At 50.0% G+C, this 14,597-nt stretch carries 15 protein-coding genes and 1 pseudogene; 6 read left to right on the top strand and 10 right to left on the bottom strand.

The annotated features are described in order from the left end of the window. Window positions 1-21: 21 nt before the first annotated feature. On the bottom strand, window positions 22-1,470 hold the full coding sequence (locus tag H586_RS0100100) for a 30S ribosomal protein S1 (RefSeq protein ID WP_027181080.1): 1,449 nt from the start codon (window positions 1,468-1,470) through the stop codon (window positions 22-24). A 157-nt stretch (window positions 1,471-1,627) separates the two neighbouring features. On the opposite strand from H586_RS0100100, the gene H586_RS0100095 reads away from it, so the two are divergent. The 4 genes from H586_RS0100095 (at window position 1,628) to H586_RS17675 (ending at window position 5,661) form a co-directional block, all read left to right on the top strand. After that, window positions 1,628-1,909 carry a peptidylprolyl isomerase gene (locus H586_RS0100095; protein WP_011367915.1) on the top strand — a complete coding sequence of 94 codons (282 nt, stop codon included), beginning with the start codon at window positions 1,628-1,630 and terminating at the stop codon, window positions 1,907-1,909. Between the two features lie 161 nt (window positions 1,910-2,070). Continuing rightward, entirely contained in the window at window positions 2,071-2,502 is a 432-nt protein-coding gene (locus H586_RS0100090) for an Hsp20/alpha crystallin family protein (protein WP_011367914.1), read from the top strand. An 11-nt stretch (window positions 2,503-2,513) separates the two neighbouring features. Beyond that, window positions 2,514-5,003: a Lon protease family protein gene (locus H586_RS0100085; protein ID WP_027181079.1), complete on the top strand. Its 2,490-nt coding sequence runs from the start codon at window positions 2,514-2,516 to the stop codon at window positions 5,001-5,003. Between the two features lie 313 nt (window positions 5,004-5,316). Beyond that, window positions 5,317-5,661: a hypothetical protein gene (locus H586_RS17675; RefSeq protein WP_027181078.1), complete on the top strand. Its 345-nt coding sequence runs from the start codon at window positions 5,317-5,319 to the stop codon at window positions 5,659-5,661. A 47-nt stretch (window positions 5,662-5,708) separates the two neighbouring features. On the opposite strand, the gene H586_RS0100075 is transcribed toward H586_RS17675, so the two are convergent. Together H586_RS0100075 and tnpA are read right to left on the bottom strand one after the other, a co-directional pair. Continuing rightward, window positions 5,709-6,095, bottom strand: coding sequence for a hypothetical protein (locus H586_RS0100075; protein WP_011367911.1), 387 nt, complete (start codon window positions 6,093-6,095; stop codon window positions 5,709-5,711). 336 nt (window positions 6,096-6,431) lie between these two features. Beyond that, window positions 6,432-6,731: pseudogene (tnpA, locus tag H586_RS17670) on the bottom strand (IS200/IS605 family transposase); the annotation flags it as partial. Between the two features lie 368 nt (window positions 6,732-7,099). Between tnpA and H586_RS0100065 the strand changes: the two are divergent. Continuing rightward, on the top strand, window positions 7,100-8,209 hold the full coding sequence (locus H586_RS0100065) for a tyrosine-type recombinase/integrase (protein ID WP_027181077.1): 1,110 nt from the start codon (window positions 7,100-7,102) through the stop codon (window positions 8,207-8,209). Window positions 8,210-8,261: 52 nt separating this feature from the next. Here H586_RS0100065 and H586_RS0100060 read toward each other — a convergent pair whose 3' ends face one another. The 7 genes from H586_RS0100060 to H586_RS19785 all read right to left on the bottom strand — a co-directional run bounded on the left by H586_RS0100060 (window position 8,262) and on the right by H586_RS19785 (window position 14,163). Next, window positions 8,262-8,516 carry a helix-turn-helix transcriptional regulator gene (locus tag H586_RS0100060; protein ID WP_155891325.1) on the bottom strand — a complete coding sequence of 85 codons (255 nt, stop codon included), beginning with the start codon at window positions 8,514-8,516 and terminating at the stop codon, window positions 8,262-8,264. A gap of 11 nt (window positions 8,517-8,527) precedes the next feature. Continuing rightward, window positions 8,528-8,968 carry an ASCH domain-containing protein gene (locus H586_RS0100055; RefSeq protein ID WP_027181075.1) on the bottom strand — a complete coding sequence of 147 codons (441 nt, stop codon included), beginning with the start codon at window positions 8,966-8,968 and terminating at the stop codon, window positions 8,528-8,530. Window positions 8,969-9,094: 126 nt separating this feature from the next. Continuing rightward, window positions 9,095-9,292, bottom strand: a complete 198-nt coding sequence (locus H586_RS0100045) for a hypothetical protein (RefSeq protein ID WP_027181074.1) — start codon at window positions 9,290-9,292, stop codon at window positions 9,095-9,097. A gap of 263 nt (window positions 9,293-9,555) precedes the next feature. After that, complete coding sequence (locus tag H586_RS17665) at window positions 9,556-10,332, bottom strand: hypothetical protein (RefSeq protein ID WP_051363794.1); 777 nt, start codon at window positions 10,330-10,332, stop codon at window positions 9,556-9,558. A 15-nt stretch (window positions 10,333-10,347) separates the two neighbouring features. Continuing rightward, window positions 10,348-10,743: a hypothetical protein gene (locus H586_RS17660; RefSeq protein ID WP_051363793.1), complete on the bottom strand. Its 396-nt coding sequence runs from the start codon at window positions 10,741-10,743 to the stop codon at window positions 10,348-10,350. A gap of 569 nt (window positions 10,744-11,312) precedes the next feature. Then, on the bottom strand, window positions 11,313-13,334 hold the full coding sequence (locus H586_RS0100020; protein WP_162147930.1) for an ATP-binding protein: 2,022 nt from the start codon (window positions 13,332-13,334) through the stop codon (window positions 11,313-11,315). 31 nt (window positions 13,335-13,365) lie between these two features. Next, window positions 13,366-14,163, bottom strand: a complete 798-nt coding sequence (locus tag H586_RS19785; protein WP_051363792.1) for a S24 family peptidase — start codon at window positions 14,161-14,163, stop codon at window positions 13,366-13,368. 28 nt (window positions 14,164-14,191) lie between these two features. Here H586_RS19785 and H586_RS0100010 point away from each other — a divergent pair, with 28 nt between their 5' ends. Continuing rightward, window positions 14,192-14,410: a helix-turn-helix domain-containing protein gene (locus tag H586_RS0100010; RefSeq protein WP_027181071.1), complete on the top strand. Its 219-nt coding sequence runs from the start codon at window positions 14,192-14,194 to the stop codon at window positions 14,408-14,410. Window positions 14,411-14,597: the final 187 nt, after the last annotated feature.

Genomic DNA, 14,597 nt, shown 5'->3' with positions numbered 1-14,597 from the left:
CTTTGTCATTATCCGTGACGGCTACTTTTTGTTAAGTGCGTCTTTAAGCGCCTGCCCCAGTGTGCCGAATCCGCCGCCCTGCGACGACTTGGGCTGCACGCGGTAGCTTGCAGGTATTTCTGCATCTTCCTGGCGGGCAGCGTCCTTGGTGGTCAGGGTCACTTTGCGTTCCGCAGGATTGATTTCCATGACCGCCAGAGTGACGGTGTCACCGGGTTTGCACCCTGCCAGACCGGACTTGGGAGCTGCACTGATGCGGGACTGAGGCAACAGTCCGGTTATTCCCGGAGCGATGTTAACAAACATCCCGAATTTAGCGCATTTTTCAACCGTACCGGTTACTTCGGTTCCGGGGGCGAACTTTTCGGCGGCGCCGTCCCACGGGTCACCTTCGGCTTCTCTCAGGCTCAGGCTTATCCGCCGTTTGGCGCTGTCGATATCTTTGATTTTTACGGAAACTGTGTCTCCGGGAGTGACCACGTCCTCGGCTTTGAGAATGCGCCTGGTCCACGACATTTCGCTGATGTGCACGAGACCCTCAATACCGGGAAGCACCTCGACAAAAGCCCCGAAGGGGGTGCAGCGCACAACTTTGCCTTCCACCACGGTTCCTGCGGCAAGTCTGTTTGCTACGGTGTTCCACGGGTCTTCCATCACCTGCTTTGCAGAAAGAGCAATGCGCAGTCCTTTGGCGGTGCTTTCGATTTTAAGCACCTTGGCGCGCAGTGTATCACCTTGGGTGACGGCTTCGTCCGCACTCTGGACACGGGCCCAGCCGAGTTCGGAAATATGAATGAGTCCTTCGACTCCGGGAGCCAGTTCGGCAAATGCACCGAAGTTGGTCAGACGGGTGATGCATACATCGACGACATCCCCTTCATTCAGTGTCTTCATGTACTCTTTACGGCTTTCTTCCTGCTGAGCCTCAAGCAGTACGCGACGCGAGACAACAACGTTGCGGCCGTTGTTTTCGCAGCGGGTGATCATGAACTGGAAAGTCTGACCGAGGTATTCTTCAGGATTTTCCACAAAGCGGCTGTCGATCTGGCTAACCGGACAGAAGGCCCTGCGCTGCATCACCTCGACATTGAATCCGCCTTTGCACTGGGCGGTGACTTTGCCTTCCACAGGCACGCCGTTTTCAAATGCCTCTGTAAGTGCCATGGCGCTGCCTGCACTGCCCGCAGAGCGGGAAAGGCGTACTTCGCCCTGTGTGATTGCCACTACATACAGGTCGAGTTCATCTCCCACCGCGCAGGTGACATTGCCTTCTTTGTCTTTCAGTTCCTCCGCATCTATCACGCCGTCAACCTTGGATCCGGTGGCGATGAACACACTGCTTTCATCCATGGCCACAACGGAGCCTTTTACTTTTTCTCCTACCCTAAGGGGGGATCCGGCTTCAGGGGAGTACTGGTCAAGAAGGTCAGCGAAGCTGTCACTGCCTGTCTGGTTCTGATCGTCAGTCATAGGTTAGAGCCTCCTAGAAAAATACGCGCCATCCGGCTGCGCTTTCGGGGTATACTCCGCACGACGGCGCTACGCAAGGCGAATCATGTTGCATCGTGCCGTCTGTCGTGGCAAAAGGCATGATATCACTTGTGACGACCAATCCCAGGAGGACAAAATGCAAACTGCAAGTGCAAGACACATTCTTGTGAATACTGAAGAAGCCTGCCTTGAGCTGAAAAAACGCATCGAAGCCGGTGAGGCTTTTGCTGATATCGCCCGCGAACATTCCCGCTGCCCGTCCGGCCGCAGGGGCGGAGATCTCGGTAAATTCCGCAAGGGCCAGATGGTACCGGAGTTTGATGAAGTCGTGTTCAGCGGCGATCTGAACGTGGTGCACGGTCCTGTGCGTACCCAGTTCGGTTTTCATCTTCTTGAAATCACAGAGCGTTCAGAATAAAATTTTTGAAACTTCTGTTGATTAAGGGCGCCTGCGGGCGCCTTTTTTTATATCTTTTTCCTGTTATGTCTTTTTTTGGCAAACATGTTCACCTCATTGGGGTTTTATAGTAATGCTACAGACTATGAACCTGTATTCACGCGCTTACGGAGGTGAGGGTCGTGGCTGATTTGAAGATATGGAAAAATGAGGAGCTGCAGAGAATTAAATCTGAAAGTGACAGTATGTTTGACAGGTTATGTTCCGGGCTTGGCCTGCCGTCTGTGTGCAGACCGCTGCTGGAACCTGCGGTTCAGATGACGGAAAACAGTGAAGAAGTGCTGGTGGAAGCGCATCTGCCGGGTATGAAGCCGGAAGATATCGAAATAAGCGTCACCGGTGACATGTTGAGTATGCGCTGTGACCAGCGCAGTTCCTGCGCGTGTACCAGTCAGCGCAGCGTTTACGAAACGCGGTTCCGGCTTCCGTGCAAGGTCAGGACTGATGAAGTGGAAGCGGAGCTGGATAACGACGTGGTGCGTATCCGTATGCCGAAATGCAGAAGACCAGAGCCGCGGCGAATTCCTGTAAAGATAAAGAAAACCGGCGCGTAATGGAGAGTGCAATGACCAGAAAACAGATTCCCGTTGTCCCCGTCGAGCAGTTGCGCTGGACTCTTGACCCGGAGTCCCTGCCTTTTGATTCCACCGAGGAGCTGGATGAGCAGCAGCATATTATCGGTCAGCGCCGGGGGGTTGATGCTTTCCGTATGGGAATGGGTATCGAGGCGAAAGGGTACAATATTTTTGTGACCGGTGCTGCCGGTATCGGCAAGCTGGCAATGGTCAAGCGGCTGTTGAAGAATCATACAGCGGAAGATCGTACACCTGATGACTTGTGTTATGTGAATAATTTCAGCAATCCGGATGAGCCGGCGCTGCTGCGCTTTGCCGCGGGAGAAGGACGGCGTTTTAAAGAAGCCGTGCAGCAGTTTTTGGAAGATATCAAACGTGAAGTACCTCAGCTGTTTGAAAGTCAGGAATATATCAACAGCAAGAATGAAATAATTGAGGCGCATGACAGAAAGACACGTGATTTTTTTAAAAACCTTGAAGCACGTGTGCGTGATGCGGGATTTGTGCTGGTCAATATGCAGATGGGGCAGGTGCAGCGCCCCGATATCGTTCCGCTGGTGGACGGAGAGCCGGTTCACCTGATGAAACTTGAGGAAATGGCGGATAAGGGACGTTTTCCTCAGGAAGAGTTGGAAAGCCTGCAGAAAAAATACAAAGAACTGAAAGAAGAGATAGATGCCATCTTTCTTGAAGTGCGGCACCTGCAGAAAGAAGTTAAGAAGAAAAGTGAAGAAGTAGACAAGCTTATGTTCGGCAATGCAGCCGCTGAACTTGCCCAGCCCCTGTATGAATCGTTTAAAGATGAAAAGGTGATCCGTCATCTTGACGCCATGCTGGCTGATATGGCTGAGAATCTGGATACCATACGAATGATAGGTCAGACTCCGCAGGGAATGCCGGGCATGCCTATGATGCCGGTGTCAGCAGAGTCTATCCTTCACCCCTATCAGGCGAATCTGATAGTGGATAATGCAGAGAAAAAAGGGCGTCCGGTTATTGTGGAGTCGTACCCCACATATCGCAACCTTTTCGGGGGCATAGACCGGGTGATGGACCGTAGCGGAGTCTGGCGTACCGATTTTACTAAAATCGCTTCCGGTTCGTTCATCAAAGCCAACGGAGGATATCTTGTTCTCAACCTGATGGACGCGATCATGGAGCCCGGAGTCTGGCAGACCCTCAAACGGGCACTGAAAAATGCAGAGACAGAAATCCAGACGTTTGACCCATGGTATTTTGTTACGACTTCGGGGCTTAAGCCTGAGCCTATAAAAATGGAAGTGAAAGTCGTGGTGCTGGCCACACCGCAACTATACCACATGCTCCGGAATTACGACCCTGACATGGTAAAGGTTTTTAAAATCAGAGCTGATTTTGATTCCACCATGGAGCGCAGCAGCGAGGCGGTGAATGAAATCGCCCGCCTTATGAAAACATTCGGGCGGGCGCAGAACCTGCTTCCGTTCGACCGTTCTGCCGTGGCCCGGCTGATGGAGGAAGGCGTGCGCTATGCAGGCAGGCAGGAAAAGATTTCAACCTCGTTTCCTGTGTTGCGCGATGTTATGGAAGAATCGAGCCATATTGCCAGACTTGCGGAGTATGCCCGGGTGGAAGCCCGGCATGTGGATGAAGCCATCAAGGCCAGGATAGACCGCGCGAGCCTGATGGAAGAAAAACTGCAGGAAATGATAGACCGCGGCAGTGTGTTTATTGATACGGATGGCGAAGTTGTGGGGCAGGTGAACGGTTTGGCTGTGTATTCGCTGGGTGACTACATGTTTGGTAAGCCTTCGCGCATTACTGCCAACACCTCGATGGGGCGTGAAGGTATTATCAATATCGAGCGCGAGGCGGATCTTTCGGGTGCCATTCACAATAAAGGCATGCTTATTCTGGCAGGTTATCTGCGGCAGAACTTTGCGCAGGACAAGCCCCTCAGTCTGGCGGCTTCCATCGCTTTTGAGCAGTCCTACGGCGGTGTGGACGGGGACTCCGCCTCGTCCACTGAATTGTATGCTCTGTTTTCAAGCCTCAGTGGTGTGCCCATCCGGCAGGGAATAGCTGTGACAGGTTCGGTCAATCAACGTGGCGAAGTGCAGCCCATTGGTGGTGTAAATGAAAAAATCGAAGGTTTTTTCGCCTGTTGTGAAAAGAAAGGTCTGACGGGAACGCAGGGGGTGCTCATACCCAAAGCCAACCTGAAGGACCTTATGCTGCGCGAGCATGTTGTGCGGGCCGTGGCGGAGGGGAAATTTTCCATATGGGCCGTTGACCATGTTGATCATGGCATTGAGGTTCTTACCGGTATGCCTGCTGGTAAGCGGAGCAAGTCCGGAAAGTTCCCGGCCGGCACGGTGTATCATCTGGTAGAAAAGAAACTGACGGCGCTTGCCGAGGGGCTGCGTGCTTTTGGAGACAAGAAAAGTGAAACACGCAGGCAGAAACGTAAAAGTTCATCCGCAGACCAGAAGGATGAATAATTTTCTGCCACGGCGGTCTTGTGCGGGGCGACTGTGAGGTGTCGCGCCATGCTGCGGGACTGAAACTGCATGCCGGCGGCATGGCTTTTACCTGTCAATGTGCGTATGCGAACCCCGTCTGAGAAGGCGGGGTTTTTGTTGGCTGTCAGTGGGAGAAGGCTGAGTATAAGGCTGATCAGATAATTATAAATTTCACAATATCGGAATATCTCCTTTGCAATAGAGATGCGGGTTAGGCCTGTTTGCTGTTGTGCCCTGCTAACAGGGCGTTGTGCTGGTATGTCCTTCTGTTCACAAACAGCCGATTGAGTAAATGATCAACGTTGCACCTTTTATCTCATTTGATAAGGTGCGGGTGCATTTTGCATCCCTTTGCTGGAGGACAACCATGTTTGAGACGGCCCCTGAAAAAATACGGCTAGCCGTAGTTGTTTATACCCCGGACGGAAAACGGATTGAGGTTGAAGCCGCGGTGGGGGGGCGCCTGTATGTTGATGTTGAAGAAGAAAGCCGGTGTACGGAGCACTTTGCCGTACACTGGGAAGAGCTGCCACAGGAACAGCAGCTTTTGGCGGGGGAGCTTATTGAGGCGGTTACACACCATGTGACTGTTTTCGGCAATAGGTGTGCGCCATGTGTAAAGAAAAAGACGCGGTGAGTGTGTGGAAAATGGTAAGGCCCTTTGAGGGCCTTTTGTTTTTGGGTCTACTTCTGCTCATTGTCTGTACGTACCGGCACGAGTCTCCAGGGCAGATAAAACTCATTGGTGGTCGCTTCCTGATCAATAATATAGCGGATGTTTCTTGTTTTGTAGATTGCCGGCTTTTTCAGGACCCGTTTGTCAAATGAGACAATGCGTACTGCGGGGTCTTTCTGCAGGACCGCCTGCAGTGTGGCATGGCTGAGGGAGTAGCGGCCCCATACAATCCATAAGATCATAAGGATTAACAGCGGAGTGCCGATGACGCCGGTTACAGCGAGCAAGTCTCTGTTGCGGCGGAAGCGCAGAATGAAAATGTGCAGCAGCATGACGGTGATGCCCAGCAGAAGAAAAAAACCATCAAAAAGATGAAATAATTCGTTGTAACTCATTGTGAAGTCCGGATTCTGAGTGTTTCGTGCTGTAAAGGCGGATGCCCGGCTGTCAAAGCCTGCCGCTATCCGCACCTGTGCCGGGGCAGAAATGAGTTGATACCGTATGTGCACAACACAGGCAATTGCTGTGCAGGCATATTTAAAAATACATGAGGCTGTGCATAAACGGGCCGACTGATTTCGTTTAGCTGGCTTTCAACAACACTTTATTTTTATAACAAAAAAAGGTACCCCCCCCCCCAGCATAGCTGGGGGTTCTTCATATGCGCCTATAAGGCTTTCTTACTAGCAGCGCCCTAGCAGGCGCACGTTCGTCTGGCATCTGCATTTCTGTTACTTGCGACCCGTAAACGGGTTTCCAGAATATGGAAGGGATAATTGATCACCGAGCTTATCATGCTCAAGTTGATGCTTGATGTAATCTTGTATCTTTGCCTTGTTTTTTCCAACTGTATCTACATAATATCCACGGCACCAAAACTCGCGATTCCGGTATTTAAACTTCAGATCGCCAAATTGATCATACAACATTAAACTGCTTTTTCCTTTCAAGTATCCCATAAAACTTGAAACACTCATCTTTGGCGGTATTTCAAGAAGCATATGTACATGATCGGAGCAGCTTGTGACCTCCTTTTGATTTGCCACCTGCAGTTGCCAGACCGCAGGGATTAATTAGCAAATCAAAAGGAGTTTTACTAATATCTCTATAGCTTTAAGCTTTACGGAACCCCCCGCCTAGCGGGGGGGGCTGCATACAAAAAAGGCTGCCTCTTTTCAAAGATGGCAGCCTTTTCTTTTGATCGTGGTGCGCTCGACAGGAATCGAACCTGTGGCCTACGGCTTAGGAGGCCATTTTATAGGGTTTTCATTACTTTGTGTAATGCTTCATTTGTTTAAAATTTAGTATGTTACTGCTTTTGCTATTTGCGACTGATTGCATGTTTTTGCGCTTGTTGTTAGCTATAGGTTAGCAAAAATGAACGTCGGAAGGTGCAGGCATGGCACGCAAAAGAGTGAAGAATTTTTTAGGAGTTTACTACCGTGAGTCGCAAACACGAAAGCATCGGGGTAAGCCTGACCGTTGTTTTGATATAGCCTACCGTGATCCCTTCGGCAAGTTAGTATGGGAAAAGGTAGGTTGGGCCAGTGAAGGCTACAGCGCGGCTTTAGCATCGGAGATACGCGGGGAGCGTTTGAAGCAAAAGCGCCATTCGGATTTTGTCGATCAGAAAGATACCACGTTAGCGCAAGCGTGGGAGCGGTTCCGCGAATGGATTGAAGCCAACTCGAAGCGCCCGCAGGACGATATCAGCCGCTATGAATGTTACCTGCGTGAAAGGTGGTCTCATTTGCCATTAGCGGCTATCAGCCCTCTTGATTTGGAGAAGCTGAAGGCCGATTTGCTTAACAAGGGGCTTTCTCCGCAGACAGTCACTCATGCTTTGAACTTGGTGCAGCGCATATTTAATAAAGCGTCTGAGTGGGGGCTGTGGACCGGTCAAAATCCAGTTAGTAAGGTGAAGAAACCGCGCTTTGACTCCGGGCGTATTCGCTTTCTTTCACGCGAGGAGGCCAGCGAGCTTTTAGGCGCACTGCATGACACTAATATTGAGCTGCATGATATGGCCTTGCTTTCTTTGCACACAGGAATGCGCTCCGGAGAGATCAGGGCGCTACGCTGGGGCATGGTGGATATGACAAACGAGATAATCCACGTTGCAGCGTCCGGCGACAGCTTAGACACGAAAAACTATGAATCGCGCATTGCAAACATGACGGAAGCGGTAAAGGCGGCTTTAGCGAAGTATGAACGCCCAGCGCAGCAGTACGTATTTTTGAACCAGCATGGTGAGCCGCATAGGGACATACCTACCACGTTTAAACGTGTGGTTGCCCGGCTAGGCTTTAATGACGGCGAGACCGACCGGCGGCAGCGGGTAACTTTTCATACACTGCGTCATACCTTTGCCTCTTGGCTGGCGATTGAAGGAACCCCGATTCTGACCATCAAATCACTAATGGGGCATAAGTCACTGGCAATGACAGAGAAATATGCCAAGTTGATTCCTGATACACGGCGACAGGCTGTGTTGAAGGTGTTTAAGTAAAATGCAAACGCCCCGATTGATTTTTAACCGGGGCGTTTTTGCTTTTTGGGAGCTACTGCTGGTCAGCTGTTTTAACTTCGTGCGCTTCGAAGTATTGTAAAAGCGTATGCTTGCGGTAGTACACACCATTTGACAGCTTAACATATTTTGGCCCTTGGCCTCTGCACCGCCAGACTTCAAGGGTGGCTTTAGGTATCCCAGTCAGTTCGGCGACTTCTTTTGTGTTGAACAGCAGTTTTTCAGATTCCAGAATCTGAATAGGCATATGGACCGAGTGGGGCGGGGCGGCTTCCAGCAACTTGTTCATATTGTTACCACCTATGCATTTACCCTGTGCGGGTAGTTAAACTTCCAGAATTGCATCCATCCCTTTGCCGGTACCGGCTGGACGGGCACTGCCTTTTCAATTTTCCACCACCATTTTGCATCCGGTTCGCACCATGCAGAGGGCGGGGCGCCGGTTGCCGGTATGCAGCCGGAGAACACAGCCGCGCCGACGATGTGGCCTGTTAGCGCGATGCCTTGCCGCGAGAAGCCTACGGGCGGTGTGCAGTTAAAGTCTCTGATGCGAAGCTGTTCGCCTATCACGCTTGCTTTGGCGGCAGGGCTGGCACTGGCGTGGATGAGTACCGTCCTGCCGGTGAATTTTTCCGGCAGGGGCCAGTTCCGGTTTTCGTAATCCTTTCTGGCATGGGGGAAGTGGCTCTGCAGAATGAGCCATGCCCACGGCTGTTTGATGCTGATAACCGGATAAATCATTTTAGCGTTTCCTTTGTCTGCCGGCGTGCAGGGCACGTTTGACAGGGTATGCCGGGCGGCCTGCTGTGCCGGATCCTTTGAGCAGTGATGTGATGCAAAGGGCTATGGTGATGATGAACACTGCTTTCATGGCTGGCTGTCTCCAAGGACGTCTTTCAGGACCGCAACGTCATTTTCGTTCAAGCCTGATTCTTCCAGATATTCGGGTTCAATGCCGAATTCTGCGGCGGCCTCTACGATGACACCGTGATTGTCGTGGACATCGGCAATGTATGCTGCCAGTTCGCCCCAGCCGCGATAGAATCCTTTTTGTGTTTCGGTCATGCTTTTACCCCTCGTCTGTGGCTGCCTGTTGGCCTTCTACTTCCATATTCCCGACTTCCACACCGTGAACGGTAACGACAGGGTGGTCTGCTGCGGTCCATGCGCGAGCCTTCGCAATGGCCCCTGCGGCATTGGCGTCTGCTGCATGAACTGTGATGCTGGCGTGTATGCAGACTTCTACTGTGTATGTGCGGTGCTTCATGATGTACCTTATCGTGTTGCACAGGGCGGCGGGGGCTAGCCGCCCTGTGTGGTTATGTAGACTACGCGATAACTTTTACAGTTTCGGGCAGGTTGTTTTTAAGCCATGCTTCAATGGCGGACAGGGCGCTGATTTTCCATGCGCCGCCGTCTGCTTCGATAAGGGCGCAACCGGAACCTTCGTCGAGGTTGCCGGCAAGGCGCAGCACCATTTTGCGTGCCGGCTGGTCAATTTCGATGAAGGTAGAGAAGGGGTAAAGCACGACAGGGTTGGGTACTTTGACCTCGCTTCTGGTGACTACACCCTTTCTGACGGCGACTTTTTGCGAAAGGCCGTCATCAGCCTGTGAAACGCCGCCCTCCACATCCATGTTGCTGCACACGTCGATTGCGGCTTTCAGGTCTTCGCTTTCTACAAAGCAGGACTGCAGGTAAGGAATGAAGACCTGCGGCGGGTAGTAGCGAGGGCGCACAGGATCGGAAAACAGGTGTTCCGGTATGAGTGCTTTTGCCTGCATAAATGTCGGGCGCTGCTTGTGCGGTCCGGTGGGGACGGAGCGCACGGTGACGGTTTGGTAATCATCCACATGTACCAGCAGGGCATTCAGGTCGAGTCCGTCGGGGTTGTCAGTCAGGTAACGGGCAATGCCGCTGAGCGTGTTTACAAACAAGGGCTTTGCTTCCGGCTCCATCAGCGCTTTCCAGTCGCCTTTGTAGTAGGGACGGCCTTCGTGCGTATGGCTGATGAACGCAGTTTTGCGTTCCACATCTGCTGCCGCAATGTCTTTGCCCGCCTGCAACAGGATTTCGATAGACTTTTCAATGTTGGTTGAGGACATGACGGTTCTTCCTTCTTATCCGTTTGCGGCCCGGAAGGGCGTTACGTTACTGGTGTTGCCGGTATCGCCAAGCTTGGCCTTGGGGGCTTCCTGCTCCGTATGTCCCATCGGCAATTCAACCTGATTGGGATTGCCGTATTCGGATGCTGCGGCAATGCCGTGTTCATCTGTGCCGATGTTGACGTGTGCGGCTACTGCTGACTGCGGGGCCAGCTTCTTTTCAACCTTGATGGTGACAGGCGATGACGTGCGGTCTTTTGAGGGCTTGAACTCAAGCTTTAATATGACCGAGCGCTTGGCTTCGGGGTCAGTATTGGGGTCCAGCGTGTTGTTCCAGACCTCAAGCAGTGCATTGTTGACCATTTCAATAGCCGCACCGCCTTTCAGGTTTTCCAGTGTGGTGTAATTCACTGCTGTTTCTCCGGTTAAGGTGATAGATCACGGCATGGGTGTGGTCAGGTACAGCCCTATGCTGACGGCGAGGGTATACAGCGCGACTATGCAGATTGCCGCCAATCCTTTGTAAAAATAGTGTCGCATTGCCTGACTCCTGCTGTTGCATCCCGCCCTGCGGTATCCGGACAGTCCCTTGTGAGGCACTTTAATCATCAGAAAACCCGGGTTTGCGGGGTGTCCGGTGCTGATCCGCAGCCGCCTTTGCCGTGGGTTGCCAGCGACAGCGCCCTACAACTCGCTGCCGCCCCGCATGGCGGGATGTTGTCGTAACCATTCTGTTGAGCTCAACAAAGTGGTTGGGCCATACCAAGATTCCCTTCGCATTCCCTGCCGTCGTACGCCGCCTCCGGGGCTGGCTTTCCGTGCTCGGTACTTGGTGCGAGGCACACTAAACGCCACCCCTTCTGCTTACTCTGGCCCGTGGGCCGTGTTCGGCTGGTTTGTCGTTCGTGTTGGGCTTTATGTTGTTTCAGGACAACGCAGAAGTCAATACAAATTGTCTTTGGACAATTTGTATTAGAAAACTAGGAAGGAATAGAGACTTGAGGCGGGCACTTCGCGCTATTTTGGGCGCTGGCTACGATTTCATCGGCCGATGCTGAGGGACAAGGGGCAAGTAGCTTGCGTTGGAGTTCTAGTTGATCTTGTAAAAACTTGAGCTTTTCTTCCAGGGCTACGCGTAGGTTACTCCACTCATAGGCATACACTTTGTAATTAAATTGAGCGCTCACCCTTGTAAGGAATTTTTCGCCGCTCAACTCACAAGACTTTTGACCATCGATAATGTCTCTTTGGTTTGGGTGCATTTGATTTCCAACAAGGTGAAATTCCCAAATGATATCATCTCCATTATATCTGGGCTCACTGCATATTACGTCCATGTAATCAAGAACTTGCCGTAGTTCCTTATTTCCAAGCTTGATTTTCCTATGCTTCAACTCTACAATGATGCACTTTCTTTTGCCTTGATGAAACTGATTGCGCATCATGAAAATATCAGGAGCGCGTTTTCTGCTTTCATGATCTATTCTGACATGACCTTTTTTCTTTTTTTCCCCTCGTAATAGATATAGATGGCGCCTCAAGCCTTCTTCAAAGCTTGGTTCTGCGGCAGTGACAAGCATGTATTGTTCGCCAAAAATCCAATAGTGATTTTCTACAAAACTCTGAATGTGTTGAACTTCATTTGCATTAGGTTCGTCCGTGAACAGTAGCGTATCAAGATGTTCTAATGCCGCGAATCGATCCTTAACCATTTTTATTGTCTTGATAATTGAGGATAGACTTGTCACCTTTAGCAGCTCCACAAGATCTCGTCGTTGTTCTTCGTTGAGATTAAGAACTTCTTCAAGGATAGTAAACAAGGTATCTAGTCCTTGTCCTGCGGACACATGATCTATAAGGCGAACTAGGGTCTTTTTATGAACAGTACTTATGCTGTTAAAGAGTTTGGGCTCAACCTGATAGAGGCCTCCAATTATCCTTTTTAACTTGTCGTGGCGAAAGGAGTCTAAGTCATTATCAGCGTTAAAATGTGGAAAAACCCCTTCATCTTCAAATCTGTTCAAAATAGCTTCTGTTTTTTGGTTAATAAAATCTCTTCTAGCATCTATAAGGATATCATCAATTTTAGTTTTCAGTTTTCGATATACTGTTGTAGCTTCGTTTTCTTCGTCAAATAGTCTGTTGTTGTCGTTGTTTTTTTGAGAAGGTGCTGTGCTGAAGAATGGACTTTCAACATAGACGCTATGGTAGAATCCATCTGACTTGTTATTGAACGAAGTTGTTTCTTTTTTTGTCAGTTTTTTTTCTGGAGTAAAATAGTAGGCTTTAGAAGATTCTTTATTGAGCTTTGAATCCCAAATGATTAGTTCAATTTCAAAGTTATGTTTATCTATGTTGTGAACTATAGATTTGCTGCTGTGGATATGTTTTCTATAGTTTATTGGTGTGTCATTTATTGTTATTTCATAGTGTTTGTCTTCATTTAACTTAAGGAACCAAGAAAACTCTTTGGTGATATATTCTTTAATTCCAATTATATGCTCTTGAGTGAGGCTTGTTACCCTTTCAAAGCTTACTTTTGTGCCTTTTGATTGTGTGGTTTTTTTTTCGATTGTTGAGACGTATTTTTCCAGAACATCACTTGCAATTTTTATTGAGTAGTGGCTTTTAGAATTCTTTTTTGTATAGGTTGTTTCCCATATTGCAATTTCAGCAAAGTGGAAAAATGTTAGTCGACCAACGCCGTTTTTTCCTTTGGTCAGTTGTGAGTCGTCCCCTGCTCGCGGAATGATTGCTTTTTGCGAGTGCAAAAAAGGAACGAATTTACTACCTAGTTCTGCATATGGGATTCCATCACCGTTATCTAAAATAGTAATTTTTGAAATCCCGCCAAGCTCAGTGATTTGGAAATCAATTTTGACTTGAGTTGCATTGGCGTCAAAACCATTCCAAATGTATTCCGCAATAGCTTGCTCTACCGAGAATTTCTTTAAGACCCGCTTAATTCCATCTGATGTGACCTCAACGTGTTGTTCTGACATGGCTCCCCGCTTCATACGTTATTAGGTTGCGTCAAACATCCTGCATAACCCACACGGCCCGTCCGACTATAAGCCCCTCTCGTCCATCGATAGGAAGGGTTATCGGATCGTGGCTAGGGTTGTCGGATTTTAGGATCAATGCATTATTGCTGTGGTCAAGGTAGACGCGCTTTAACACTACTCCCTCGTATGGGAGGTTTACGCCGTAAACTTCTCCCTGAACAATTTTCTGAGATTCGCGGTCCAAGCCTACATAAGCTCCTTTGCGGATTGTAGGCTCCATGGAGTCTCCTTCCACGAGAACTACAAAAAGAGCCGCTCGAGCATATTTCATTGGAATTGAGATTTGTGCTAGTGGCTCGTCTTCAATTCGTTCTAGGGCTGCACCTGCTCCTGCTGCTGCGTATACAGGGACGATGACTCCAATGCTGGCGGGGAGAGCGGATTCAGGCAGCACAAAAGCAGGCTCAGCTTGGGCCAGTGGCCGTAAGTTGCGGATTTGGGCTGCAGGTTCTTTTTTGATGCTGGCAGAAGTGGTTAAGCTCTCCCCAAATACTTCATTAAGTTGGATGCCCAGCTTATCAATGTAGCGCAACATGTCACGGAAAGAAGTTCTTTCACCTCCCTTGCTGTTGTCTAACCACACCTTGATCGTTGAGCGGTTGACTCGCAAAAGGTTGCCTATAGATTCAAGGGTTTCGCCTTGTTTGCGCAGTTCATTGACTTTGGTAATGACCAAAGTCCAAGCTTTATCGTTGATCTTGAAGGTATCCATGGCATTGCCCTTATCTTGTGCGTCGTTGTCGCGGTGCGTCGTGGCGCTTGTCATTTTTGTTTTCTTGTGACAACATTGATGCATGAAAAACATACTTGAACAATGCAGGCGCGAAATGAAGGTCACTTATGCTGAGATTGGACGAAGAGTGGGGTTTAATCGCGCAACGGTCCTCAAGCATTGCCGGGGAGAGCTTGCCATTTCCGGCGAAGCGGCCCTTCGCTACCACCTGCGCCTTGGCATTCCTTTGAAAGACCTGCGTCCTGACTTGTTTGCGGCGGATTCCGACAAAGCGGCCTGATTTTGACCTGTAGTTAGTATGCGCCACCAGTGCGCCACGAGCGAGAGTAAAATGAGTACGAAATTCCATGCGCTTGAGCCGTGGGAATTGATGAACACGGCGAAGAAGCTAATCGGCATAACCGGCTTGGAACTGATTTTTAAAGTCGGCCACAGTCGGATTTATCAGTTTTGCCGCAACCCTCGTT

Source organism: Oleidesulfovibrio alaskensis DSM 16109, from assembly GCF_000482745.1.
Lineage (GTDB): Bacteria > Desulfobacterota > Desulfovibrionia > Desulfovibrionales > Desulfovibrionaceae > Oleidesulfovibrio > Oleidesulfovibrio alaskensis.
This window is presented reverse-complemented; position numbering and strand designations above follow the sequence as displayed.